The 12,572-nt window shown below is 43.8% G+C and carries 11 protein-coding genes and 1 pseudogene; all 12 read left to right on the top strand.

Translation table 11 applies throughout. The features are described from left to right. Positions 1 to 52: 52 nt before the first annotated feature. The 12 genes and pseudogenes from ACTNC0_RS00685 to ACTNC0_RS00630 all read left to right on the top strand — a co-directional run bounded on the left by ACTNC0_RS00685 (position 53) and on the right by ACTNC0_RS00630 (position 12,440). Positions 53 to 1,561, top strand: coding sequence for a cobyric acid synthase (locus ACTNC0_RS00685; protein WP_441085903.1), 1,509 nt, complete (start codon positions 53 to 55; stop codon positions 1,559 to 1,561). 74 nt (positions 1,562 to 1,635) lie between these two features. Further along, positions 1,636 to 2,280: a precorrin-8X methylmutase gene (locus tag ACTNC0_RS00680; protein ID WP_441085902.1), complete on the top strand. Its 645-nt coding sequence runs from the start codon at positions 1,636 to 1,638 to the stop codon at positions 2,278 to 2,280. A gap of 160 nt (positions 2,281 to 2,440) precedes the next feature. After that, positions 2,441 to 3,385 carry a pyridoxamine kinase gene (locus tag ACTNC0_RS00675; protein WP_340283146.1) on the top strand — a complete coding sequence of 315 codons (945 nt, stop codon included), beginning with the start codon at positions 2,441 to 2,443 and terminating at the stop codon, positions 3,383 to 3,385. A gap of 261 nt (positions 3,386 to 3,646) precedes the next feature. Next, a pseudogene (locus tag ACTNC0_RS00670) lies at positions 3,647 to 3,868 on the top strand (ECF transporter S component); the annotation flags it as partial. A gap of 30 nt (positions 3,869 to 3,898) precedes the next feature. Next, entirely contained in the window at positions 3,899 to 4,504 is a 606-nt protein-coding gene (locus tag ACTNC0_RS00665) for a TIGR04100 family radical SAM protein (RefSeq protein ID WP_441085901.1), read from the top strand. A gap of 181 nt (positions 4,505 to 4,685) precedes the next feature. Next, a complete protein-coding gene (gene hemA / locus ACTNC0_RS00660) occupies positions 4,686 to 5,915 on the top strand; it encodes a glutamyl-tRNA reductase (RefSeq protein ID WP_441085900.1) in 1,230 nt (409 codons plus the stop codon). Then, the gene (locus ACTNC0_RS00655; protein WP_441085899.1) at positions 5,905 to 6,423 is read left to right on the top strand and encodes a precorrin-2 dehydrogenase/sirohydrochlorin ferrochelatase family protein; all 519 of its coding nucleotides are present in this window, start codon (positions 5,905 to 5,907) and stop codon (positions 6,421 to 6,423) included. The genes hemA and ACTNC0_RS00655 overlap by 11 nt, the downstream gene beginning before the upstream one ends. Continuing rightward, complete coding sequence (hemC, locus tag ACTNC0_RS00650) at positions 6,389 to 7,279, top strand: hydroxymethylbilane synthase (RefSeq protein WP_441086057.1); 891 nt, start codon at positions 6,389 to 6,391, stop codon at positions 7,277 to 7,279. The genes ACTNC0_RS00655 and hemC overlap by 35 nt, the downstream gene beginning before the upstream one ends. Positions 7,280 to 7,327: 48 nt before the next feature. Continuing rightward, the gene (gene cobA / locus ACTNC0_RS00645) at positions 7,328 to 8,836 is read left to right on the top strand and encodes a uroporphyrinogen-III C-methyltransferase (RefSeq protein WP_441085898.1); all 1,509 of its coding nucleotides are present in this window, start codon (positions 7,328 to 7,330) and stop codon (positions 8,834 to 8,836) included. A 51-nt stretch (positions 8,837 to 8,887) separates the two neighbouring features. Next, entirely contained in the window at positions 8,888 to 9,871 is a 984-nt protein-coding gene (hemB, locus tag ACTNC0_RS00640; RefSeq protein WP_117674715.1) for a porphobilinogen synthase, read from the top strand. Then, positions 9,871 to 11,145 (top strand): glutamate-1-semialdehyde 2,1-aminomutase, encoded by a 1,275-nt coding sequence (hemL, locus tag ACTNC0_RS00635; protein ID WP_441085897.1) that lies wholly within the window; start codon positions 9,871 to 9,873, stop codon positions 11,143 to 11,145. The genes hemB and hemL overlap by 1 nt, the downstream gene beginning before the upstream one ends. Positions 11,146 to 11,372: 227 nt before the next feature. After that, entirely contained in the window at positions 11,373 to 12,440 is a 1,068-nt protein-coding gene (locus tag ACTNC0_RS00630; protein ID WP_441085896.1) for a lactonase family protein, read from the top strand. Positions 12,441 to 12,572 lie beyond the last annotated feature (132 nt).

Here is a 12,572-nt window from a genome sequence, read left to right as displayed (position 1 = left end):
ATGAAAATATAGAAAATAAGAAATACAGCAAAAGAAAAGAGGGGACAAAGAAATGGCAAAAGCGATTATGGTGCAGGGGACAATGTCCAATGCAGGAAAAAGCTTACTGGCAGCCGGTCTGTGCAGGATCTTTAAGCAGGATGGATACAGGGTAGCACCTTTTAAATCACAGAATATGGCTCTGAATTCCTTTATTACAGAAGAGGGGCTGGAAATGGGAAGAGCACAGGTTATGCAGGCGGAAGCCGCAGGAATCAAGCCTTCAGTGTTGATGAATCCGATTCTGTTAAAACCTACCAATGACGTTGGTTCTCAGGTGATCGTAAATGGAGAAGTCCTTGGAACCATGAGCGCCAGAGACTATTTCAAATATAAGAAAAAACTGGTGCCGGATATCATGAAAGCATATAATGCGCTGGCAGCAGAGAACGATATTATCGTGATCGAAGGAGCAGGAAGCCCTGCAGAGATCAATCTGAAAACAGAAGATATCGTAAACATGGGAATGGCAAAGATGGCGAAAGCTCCGGTACTTCTGGTCGGAGATATCGACAGAGGCGGTGTTTTTGCCCAGCTGATCGGTACAGTGGAGCTTCTGGAAGAGGATGAGCGCCAGATGGTTAAAGGACTGATCATCAACAAATTCCGCGGAGACAAGACAATCCTTGATCCGGGCGTACAAATGCTGGAGGAGAGAAGTCATATCCCGGTAGTTGGTGTGGCGCCTTATCTCAATATTCAGGTGGAGGATGAGGACAGTCTGACGGAGCGATTTGACAGAAAAACGGAAGTGGATCTGATTGATATAGCAGTTATCCGGGTGCCAAGAATTTCTAATTTCACAGACTTTAACCCATTTGAAAGTATTCCGGGGGTTTCTCTTCGTTATGTACAGCATGTAAGTGAATTAAAGAATCCGGATATGATTATTCTGCCGGGAACGAAGAATACCATGGAAGACCTTCTCTGGATGCGCGCAAATGGACTGGAAGCGGCAGTACTCAAAGAAGCAGCAAGAGGAAAGATTATTTTCGGAATCTGTGGCGGCTATCAGATGCTCGGAGAAACTTTAAGCGACCCTCACCATGTAGAAGCGGGCGGAACGATCAAAGGAATGGGACTTCTGCCTATGGATACCATATTTGCAGAGAATAAGACACGAACCAGAGTATCTGGAAAGTTTCTGAATCTGGACGGAGATCTTGCTGCTCTTTCAGGAGCGGAACTGGAGGGTTATGAAATCCATATGGGAGAGACCGTTCTGAAAGAGAACGCAGGTCATTGTGTGTCGATTGAGGATCACGTATCAGGCAGCCGGAAGGAAGATGGTGCATATTGTAAAAATGTCTGTGGAACTTATGTACATGGAGTTTTTGACAAAGAAGATGTTGCGGAGGCTGTTGTCCGCGCGCTCGGAGAAAAGAAAGGACTTGATGTATCTGAGATGACAGGAGTTGATTTTACGGCATTTAAAGAGACACAGTATGACATTCTGGCATCTGAACTTCGGAAGCATCTGGATATGAAGAAAATTTATGAGATTCTGGAGCAGGGAGTGTAATATAAAAGACGTTCTGCAGTTATGAAGCGAAAGCGGATGATATTATCTGCTCGAGCAGATTTTGGAGGTATAAAATGAAAGTAGAGCTGGAAAATGTAAAACCAATGGATATAGAGAAACGCAGCTTTGAGATCATTACAGAGGAGCTGGGAGATACAGAACTGATTCCCGGAACGGAACTGATCGTAAAGAGATGCATTCATACAAGTGCAGACTTTGATTATGCAAAGAATCTTTGCTTTTCTGAGGATGCAGTACAGAAAGCTATCGCGGCGATTAAAGAGGGAGCCTGCATTGTGACAGACACACATATGGCGGAATCCGGAATCAATAAAAGAGTTCTTTCCCGTTATGGTGGAGAGGTATTCTGCTTTATTTCGGATGAAGATGTGGCAGCGATAGCCAAAGCCAATGGAACAACAAGGGCAACTGCCAGCATGGATAAAGCAGCAGCGATGGGAAAGAAACTGATCTTTGCTATTGGAAACGCCCCGACAGCACTGGTGCGTCTTTATGAACTGATCGAGGATGGCAAACTGAATCCGGAACTCATTATTGGCGTGCCGGTAGGTTTTGTAAATGTGGTACAGTCAAAGGAACTGATCATGCAGGCAGACGTTCCGTATATTGTGGCAAGAGGAAGAAAAGGTGGAAGCAATATCGCGGCGTGTATCTGTAATGCATTGCTTTATATGATCGATAATAACAGAGGATATTAATCCGATTACCTGTTATGGACAGGTAATTGAAGTGAATCACAGATATCCGATGGATTTGAGCTTATTTTATATTATATCTGACATAAAACTGACCTCTAAAAAAAATACAAAACTGGATATATCCAGATACAGAATCCAATGCTATATTAATAAGGTCAGAATGAAAATCACATCTGGAAGAATAAGAATTCAGATGTTTCAGGCTGATGACAGACTTATTAAGAAAGCAAGAGGTACTGATAAATTGAAGAAGATTGCAGTCATTCATGATCTGTCCGGAATGGGAAAATGTTCCCTGACAGCGGCAATACCGGTGATTTCTGCTATGGGAGTGCAGGCCTGTCCATTGCCTACAGCAGTGCTGAGCAACCAGACCGGATACGGTTCTTATTTCTGGGATGATTATACAGACCGGATGCAACTGATCATGGACGAATGGAAGAAAATGGGTTTTAAACCGGATGGTGTATATACAGGGTTTCTGGCAGATGCCAGACAGGTAGATGTGATTTTGAAATTTACAGATATGTTCTGTACGGATGAGACACATATCCTGATAGATCCTGTAATGGGCGATGGAGGAAATATTTACAGGACATATTCCGAAGAACTTTGCGAGAAGATGAGGATTCTGGTTCAGCATGCGACCGTAATTACCCCGAATCTTACAGAAGCACTGTTGCTTTTGTACGGAGAACAGGGCATGAAAGAGAAAATGGAGCTTTTTTCTCAGATGGATGAGACACAGCAGCTGAAAGAAACAGAGAAATCCGGCAGAGAGCTGGCAGACCGTTTTGGATTAAAATCGATTGTTATCACCGGAGTGGATGTAGTGTGCGGTGATGGCAGTGTGAAAATGGGTAATCTGGTAATAGAGGAAAATGAAGCAGACTGGTATTTTTCCATAAAAGAAGGCGGAAGCTATTCCGGAACCGGAGACCTGTTTGCATCCGTGCTCAGCGCAGGAATGGTAAAAGGAATATCCATGAAGGAATGTGTGCAGAAAGCAATCGCATTCCTTGCCGGGGCCATTCATGATGCGGTACTGGAAGGAACCGACAGAAATGACGGTGTCTGCTTTGAAAAATATTTAAAAATGCTGTAGCTGTTTTGGGGATGAATGAATACTATAGCAATCCTCTAAAATAATGCATCTTAATCCAGCCCATCAGAGTGTGAAATCCTGCGTCAGATATCTTTGCCGTGCGTCAGCACGCCTGCAGATATCTTCCTTGTCTTTCACACTCTGCCGAACTGTCTTAAATGCATTATTTACGAGGATTGCTATAGGTGGATATTTTTATCAGCCTGATTGACAGAAAATTCATAAAATACAGTTAAAAAGGCATAACGAGGAGAAGTTATTATGTCAGAAGTAACAACAACAAAACAGAATGTACAGACTGCAAGTACAGTAAAGAAAATTACGGCAACAGCTGTAATGGCGGCACTTACCACATTGATGACCGCCTATATCTTTCACATTCCGGTGGGTGTGAACGGAGGATATGTTCACCTTGGCGATACGATGATCTATCTTGCAGCAGCATTTCTGCCATTTCCATATGCATGTGCGGCAGGCGCAATCCTTGTATCAGAAATTTGAAGGGAACATAAAATGACAACAGATATCATATACAGATATAAAAATCAGGTATATTTTAATATTACCAATAAATGTCCATGCAGATGCACGTTCTGTATCAGAAATACAGAAGATGCCATCGGCGAGGCATCCAATCTCTGGTTTGACCATGAACCGGGACTGGAAGAAATTTATAAAGCAATCGATGAATTTGATTTTACAGACTGCCAGGAAGTAGTTTTCTGTGGATACGGAGAACCGACGATGGCTCTTGAGAATCTGATCGCAGTAAGTAAATACGTGCGTGAGAGATATCCATTTAAAATCAGACTGAACACCAACGGGCTCTCTGATCTGATTCATAACCGTTCCACGGCAAAGGAAGTCTGTCAGGCGGTAGATAGTGTATCTATCAGTCTTAACATGCCGGATGCAGCTTCTTACAATGAGGTGGTCCGACCGGCATACGGAGAGAAGTCCTTTGATGCCATGCTGAAATTTGCAAGAGATTGCAAACAGCACATCGACGATGTACGATTTACAGTTGTAGACGTGATTGGGGAGGAAAAGGTAGCGCAGAGTAAGATTTTGGCTGCGCAGAATGGAATTCCGTTAAGAGTAAGAAAATATTCACCGTGAGATATTGCAGGAGCATCCTGTATACAGATGTCAGGTAGCAAAGCAAAAAACGTCCGAATGAGTGTGGTAGCATAAATGCTCATTTCGGGCGCTTTTCGTGTGTTTATAATTGACATCTTCGCAGGAAGTGTTTATGATATTTTTGGACGAAAATAGGAGATACGAAGGAGAAGTAGAAATTATGAGTATTTCCATGATTGGAATAGATCATAATATGGCACCGGTAGATATACGTGCGCATTTCGCATTTACAAAGAAAAATGCCGGTGAAGCCATGGAAAAAATAAAGAACCACAAAGGAATTTACGGATGTGTGATCCTTTCAACCTGTAACCGCCTGGAAGTCTGGGCGAGTGTGGATGATGACGAGGAGGTCTGTCTTTACGACTGTCTCTGTCAGTTAAAAGGAACCACAGAAGATTCTTATAGAGAATATTTTGTGGAACGAAAAGACAAAGAGGCAGTCGAACATCTTTTTTATCTTACAAGCGGACTGAAATCCCAGATTATCGGGGAGGATCAGATCCTTACACAGGTAAAGGATGCATTGAATCTGGCAAGAGAGAATTTTGCGGCAGACGGGGTTCTGGAAGTTCTGTTCAGAATGGCTGTTACAGCAGGAAAGAGAATCAAGACGGAAGTTCCCTTTTCTCATGGAAACCCGTCAGTAATCCATCAGGCAATCGGATTCCTGGCCCAGAAGGGGTATTCTCTTAAGGACAAGACCTGCATGGTTATTGGAAACGGTGAGATGGGAAAAGTAGCTGCACAGGCTTTGAGAGAAGCGGGTGCTGATGTGACAGTAACAATTCGTCAGTACAGAAGCGGTGTGGTAAATATTCCGCTGGGCTGCAAACGTATTAATTACGGAGAGAGAATGAAATATGTGCCGCAGTGTGATCTGGTGGTAAGTGCGACTGCGAGCCCGAATTTTACATTAAGAGAAGAACTGTTTCAGAATCTTCAGATGAAAGATGAACTGATTCTGATCGATCTGGCAGTTCCAAGAGATATTGAGCCATCTATTGGAAAGATTCAGGGAATCACACTTTACGATATGGATAGTTTCCGTATTGAAGAGATTCCGGCAGAACTTCAGGAGAATCTGGAGGCAGCAGGTGCAATTGTAAGAGAACAGATGGATGAGTTTTTTCAATGGCTGGATGGAAGAGACCTGATTCCGAGAATTCAGGAGATCAAAGAAGAGGCAGTAAATGACCTGAATCTCAGAATTGCGAAGATATTGAAGAAAACACCAATGGAAGAGGATGACAGACAGAACCTGGTGCAGGCAGTAGATACCGCCGCCGGAAAAGTAGTAAATAAGCTGATTTTTGGCTTACGGGACAGTCTGAATCAGGAAGCTTTTCTGGAGTGTGTTGCAGGACTGGAGAAAATATATGAAGAATAAGCCTTATTTTCCAATGTTTATAGATTTATCGGATAAGAATATCGTGGTGGTGGGAGGCGGAAATATCGCAACCCGCAGGGTAAAAACACTGCTGTCATTTACCAGAAATATCAGAGTCATTGCACCGAAGGTTACCATGGAGATGATGGAGCTTGGTAAAGCTGGCTATGTGGAACTGCTCACACGTCCGGTGAAGCGATCTGATTTTGCGATGGCGTATATGGTGATCGCTGCCACAAATGACAGAAAACTGAATGAGGAGATACATAGAATCTGCCGACAGGAAGGGATTTATGTAAATGTAGCCAGTGACAGAGAGCAGTGTGATTTTTATTTTCCGGGAATCTATATGCAGGAAGGACTGGTGGTCGGAATTACGGCCAGCGGTCTTGATCATAAGAAAGCGCGCAGGATAAGGGAAGAAATCCAGAATGCACTGGAGAAAGTCGCGCGGGAAGATGAGGAGGAGAATGATGACGAAGGTGATCATTGGAAGCAGAGAGAGTAAACTTGCAGTTTTGCAGAGTGAAATGGTAAAAAGTTACATAGAAGAGAATAACAGTCCTGAGATAACGGTGGATATTCTCACTATGAAAACGACAGGAGATATTATTCTTGACCGTACCCTGGATAAAGTAGGCGGCAAGGGATTGTTTGTAAAAGAACTGGACAGAGCACTGATGGATGGCAGAAGTAATCTTTCTGTGCACAGCCTGAAGGATATGCCGATGGAGGTACCTGAGGAACTTCCGCTGCTGGCTTTTTCAAAGAGAGAAGATCCAAGGGATGTGCTGGTACTTCCGGAGGGTATCACAGAACTGAATCCTGAGAAACCGCTGGGATGTTCCAGTTTAAGAAGAACTCTTCAGTTAAAGAAATTATATCCGGAGATGGAAGTAAAGAGTATTCGCGGAAATCTGCAGACAAGACTGCGTAAGCTGGATGAGGGAGAGTATTCCGGACTGATTCTGGCTGCGGCGGGGTTGAAACGTCTGGGCCTGGAGGCAAGAATCAACCGATATTTTACACCGGATGAAATGATCCCGGCAGCCGGACAGGGAATTCTGGCGGTGCAAGGACGAAAGGATCAGGACTATTCTTATCTGAAAGGATATTGCGACAGAAATGCATGGATGGCAGGAAGTGCAGAGCGTGCCTATGTAAAATATCTGGACGGAGGATGTTCTTCACCGGTAGCCGCATTTGCAGAGGTAAGTGGAGATGAGATCTTTATCCGTGGATTATATTATAGCGAAGTGACAGGAAAGTGGCTTACAGGGCAGATAAAAGGTTCTGCAGGGGAAGGCACTGAACTGGGAATTGCTCTTGCAAAACAGTTGAAGTTTGATTGCGAAAGTAAATAACTGATATAAAATAGATTGGTATATCAGGTGATAATAAGGAGAAAACAAATGATATCTGGCAAAGTTTGGCTGGTTGGTGCAGGACCGGGAGATATCGGCCTTTTTACATTAAAGGGCGAAGCGGTTTTGCAGCAGGCAGATGTGGTAGTATATGACAGTCTGGTTGGCGAAGGCGTTCTGGCAAGAATTCCAGAGCACGCAAGACTGATCAACGTGGGAAAAAGAGCAAACCATCACACCATGGTGCAGGAGGATATCAATAAAGTCCTTCTGGAAGAGGCTCAAAAAGGAAATAAAGTAGTAAGACTTAAAGGTGGAGATCCATTCCTTTTTGGCAGAGGCGGTGAGGAATTGGAACTTCTTTCTGAGAATGGAATCCCGTATGAGATTGTACCGGGAGTGACTTCTCCAATTTCTGTTCCGGCTTATAACGGAATTCCTGTGACACACAGAGATTTCTGCTCTTCCCTGCATATCATTACAGGACATAAACGTGCAGGACAGGAGTATGATATTGATTTTAAGGCGCTGACACAGACAAAAGGAACGCTGGTTTTCCTGATGGGAATTGCTGCACTGGAAGATATCTGCAGCGGACTTCTTGCAGGGGGTATGGATCCGGATATGCCGGCAGCAGTCCTTCAGAAAGGAACTACGGCAGGACAGAAACGTGTGGTAGCTACAGTCGGTACTCTGAAAGCAGAAGTGGACAGACAGGGAATTGAGACACCTGCGATTATTGTTGTTGGAAAGGTATGTTCTCTGGCAGATAAATTTGCCTGGTATGAGAAACTTCCGCTGGCAGGCTGGAAAGTCCTGGTGACAAGACCAAGACAGCATATCTCAAAGACCGCTGATCTTCTTCGCAAAAGGGGCGCGGAGGTGCTGGAACTGCCGTCAATCTGTACAGTACCGGTAGAAGATAACAGCAGATTATACGAGGCATTTGAGAAGATTCAGACGTATCAGTGGATCATCTTTACAAGTCCGGCCGGTGTGGAAATCTTTTTTGATGAGATGGATAAAAAAGAGATGGATGTGCGAAGCATTGGTCAGGCGAAGATCGCAGTGATCGGTGAAGGAACGAAGAAAAAGCTTAAAGAACACCATCTGATGGCGGACTTTGTGCCGAGCGTATACGATGGGGATACGCTCGGAGCAGAACTTGCGAAGGAACTGCAGGGGAATGAGAATATTCTGATTCCGAGGGCAGAAGCCGGAAATAAGAAACTGACCAGTCTGCTGGAAGAAACTGGCGCAAAAGTAGATGATATTGCTACTTATACGACCCGCTATGAGAAGAGCAGACTGATCGATGAGAAGAAAGAATTTGAGACCGGAAGTGTGGACTGTGTGGTATTTACCAGTGCTTCTACCGTAAAAGGTTTTGTGGAAGGGACTCCTGGTCTTGATTATACAAAAGTAAAAGCTGCATGTATCGGAAAACAGACGAAAGCTGCGGCAGATGCATATGGCATGCAGACCCGAATGGCTGAAAAGGCGACGATTGAGAGTCTGATTGAATTAGTAGAGCAAATGAAACTGGAAATTTGCTGATAAGTAGAAATCCCAATTTATGGATTTAGATGTAAAAAGGAGCAAAAAGACATGGATTTAATTCAGAGACCAAGAAGATTAAGAGGCAGTGAAAACTTAAGAAAAATGGTAAGAGAGACAAGAATGGACAAGTCTTCCCTTATCTATCCGTTGTTTGTAAAAGAAGGAACAGGAATTGAAGAAGAAATTCCATCTATGGAAGGACAGTTCCGTTACAGCATAGACCGTCTTCCTTTTGAACTGGAACGCCTGCAGAAGGCTGGTGTAAACAGTGTTATGCTGTTTGGGATTCCAGATCACAAAGATGAAGTGGGAAGCGGTGCATATGATCCGAACGGAATCGTACAGAAAGCTTTAAGAGAAGCAAAAAAACAGTTCCCGGATATGTACTATATCACTGATGTATGTATGTGCGAGTATACTTCCCATGGTCACTGCGGAGTACTCTGCGGTCATGATGTAGACAATGATGCAACATTGGAATTACTTGCCAAGACTGCCGTTTCTCATATAGAGGCCGGTGCAGACATGGTAGCACCGTCTGACATGATGGACGGACGTGTTCGCGCAATCCGCGAAGCTCTTGATGCAAACGGACATTATGAAGCACCGATCATGTCTTATGCAGTAAAATACGCGTCTGCTTTCTACGGACCATTTCGTGATGCAGCAGGATCAGCCCCATCCTTTGGTGACAGAAAGAGCTATCAGATGGATTTCCACAACAGAAGAGAGGGAATGAAAGAGGCTCTGACTGACGTAGAAGAAGGCGCAGATATCATTATGGTAAAACCTGCAATGTCTTATCTGGATATGGTTTCAGAAGTATCCAAGGCAGTGAATGTGCCGGTTGCAGCGTACAGTGTAAGTGGTGAATATGCAATGGTAAAAGCCGCTGCAAAGATGGACTGGATCGATGAGGAACGTATCATGTGCGAGATGGCTGTAAGTGCTTATCGTGCAGGTGCGCAGATTTATCTGACTTATTATGCAAAAGAACTTGCCAAGTGTATGGATGAAGGGAGAATTGGCTAATGGGAACTTCAGAAGAATTATTTGACAGAGCGGTGAAGGTGATTCCGGGAGGAGTAAACAGCCCGGTTCGTGCCTACGGTGCAATCGGTATGGCACCAAGATTTATTGACCGCGCAGATGGCTGCTATATTTATGATGTAGAAGGCAATGAATATGTGGACTATATTGATTCCTGGGGACCGATGATCCTTGGACATAACTTTCCGGCAGTAAAAGAAAGCGTACTGAAGGCCTGCGAGAAGGGCTTAAGCTTTGGATGTGCGACTGCTATTGAAGTGGAGATGGCAGAATTTATCTGTGATCATATTCCGCATGTGGACATGGTACGTATGGTTAACTCCGGAACAGAAGCTGTTATGAGTGCTGTTCGTGTTGCGAGAGGCTTTACGGGAAAGACTAAGATCATCAAATTTGCCGGATGTTATCATGGACATAGTGACGCAATGCTGGTAAGTGCAGGTTCAGGTGTGATGACAAGTGGTGTTCCTGACAGCGCAGGTGTACCGAAAGGTTGCACAGAGGATACCATGACAGCAGTTTATAATGATCTGGACAGCGTTCGTGCACTGATGGAACAGGCTGATGGCCAGACAGCAGCTGTTATTGTTGAGGCTGTTGGCGCTAACATGGGTGTGGTTCCTCCGAAGAAAGGCTTCCTGGAGGGACTGAGAAAGATCTGTGATGAGTATGGCGCACTTCTGATCTTTGATGAAGTTATCACTGGTTTCCGTCTGGCTTTTGGCGGAGCGGCAGAGTATTTCGGGGTGACACCGGATCTGGTTACTTATGGTAAGATCATCGGAGCAGGTATGCCTGTTGGCGCTTATGGTGGAAGAAGAGAAATCATGGAACTGGTTTCTCCTGTTGGTAAGGTTTACCAGGCCGGTACTTTAAGTGGTAATCCGATCGCCATGGTTGCGGGACTGACTCAGCTGAAATATCTCTATGAGCATCAGGAAGTTTATAAGGAACTGGAAAAGAAGGGTGAGAGACTTTACAGCAGTATGGAGAAGATCCTGGCTGAGAAAGATCTTCCTTATCATGTGAACCATGTTTCTTCTCTGGGTAGTCTGTTTTTTACTGAGCAGGAGGTTGTGGATTATACTTCTGCGAAGAGTGCGGATACGAAGGCGTTTTCTGAATATTTCAAGGGAATGCTGGCACAGGGGATTCATCTGGCACCGTCTCAGTTTGAGGCGATGTTCCTTTCTACGGCTCATACAGATGAGATTATTGATAAGACGCTGGAAGCGGTTAAGAATTATTTTAAATAATGGGATTAAATGGCTGTTATCTTTCGAAGGGGAGATGACGGCCTTTTTCTTTGGATTTGGAAAAATATATAAAAATGGGGTGGGTTGTCTTGTGAATATTAGCAAAATATGCTATAATATCGACATCATATGGCAGTGCCGGCCAGAGTAACGGGCAATAGATGAGTACATCGTGAATAGTTGACTGATTTTTGATGTATTAGAAGGACAGCAGGAGGACGAACATTATGAGTGAGAAAAAATATGTAGCTTATGTGGGTTCTTATACACATGGCTCTTCCAGACAGGGGATTCATGTATATGATGTTGATGTGGAGAATGGTACTCTTACAGAGCGCAGCAGTGTTGAAGTAAGTAACTCATCCCACACGGCTGTTTCAAAGAATGGCAAGTATCTCTATTCTATCGAGGATGAGGGTGTTGCAGTGTTTGAACGTGATAAGAATGGTGATCTGTCACGTATCAACAGTGTGAATATTGATGGAATGAGAGGATGTTTCCTTTCCACTGATGTGGATGGCAGATATCTTTATGTTGCCGGATACCATGACGGTAAGGTGACCGTTGTACATACTCATAAGGACGGAAGACTTGGAAGCCTGATGGATGGTGTATTTCATAAGGGACTTGGAAGTGTTGCAGAGCGTAACTTCCGTCCGCATATAAACTGTGTGCGTCCGACACCGGATAATAAATATCTGTGCGCAGTTGATAACGGAATTGATCAGGTGAAGATTTATCGTGTCAATAAAATGCGTGATAAGCTTGAACTGGTGGATATCTTAAGATGTCCGAGAGAGAGCGGTCCGCGTATCATCCGTTTCAGTGATGATGGCAAGTTTGCTTATATTCTTTTTGAACTTACAAATGAGATCAAGGCTTATAAATATGATGGAAGCGGTAAGTCACCGGAGTTTGAACTGATTCAGAGTATTGAGACAAGTATAAAGAAGGATTCTCACGATACACATAATGCTGCATCAGGTCTGTCCCTTGCAAATGATGGAAAGCATCTGTTCTGCACAACAGCAGGTGAGGATACCGTATCTATGTTTGAGAGAGATGAAGAGACAGGACTGCTTACCAGAAAGTTTACACTTCCGATTAGTGGTGAGTATCCGAAAGACCTGATACTCTTCCCGGATGATAAGCATCTGGCTGCTGTAAATCATGTAAGTAATACTATTACTATTTTTACAGTGGATTATGAGAAGAATATTATTGTAATGAACGGAAAACCTTTAAAAGTTTCAGAACCGAACAGTATCCGTATCTGGCCGGTTCCGGAAGAATAAATAGAACTTAGGAGCAAAGATTTTTTGTTTCTGACATCATTTGATTAGAGTATGAAAAATCCCCTGCATTAATTACAAAAGGTGATAAGTAATTAACGCAGGGGATTTTATATGCTCTGTAATTTTATGTTT

Origin of the sequence: Blautia sp. HCP3S3_B11, assembly GCF_052064435.1 — a bacterium.
In the GTDB taxonomy this organism is placed as follows: domain Bacteria; phylum Bacillota; class Clostridia; order Lachnospirales; family Lachnospiraceae; genus Blautia_A.
The sequence above is the reverse complement of the archived record's forward strand: the minus strand, read 5'-3'. Positions and strand labels throughout refer to the sequence as shown.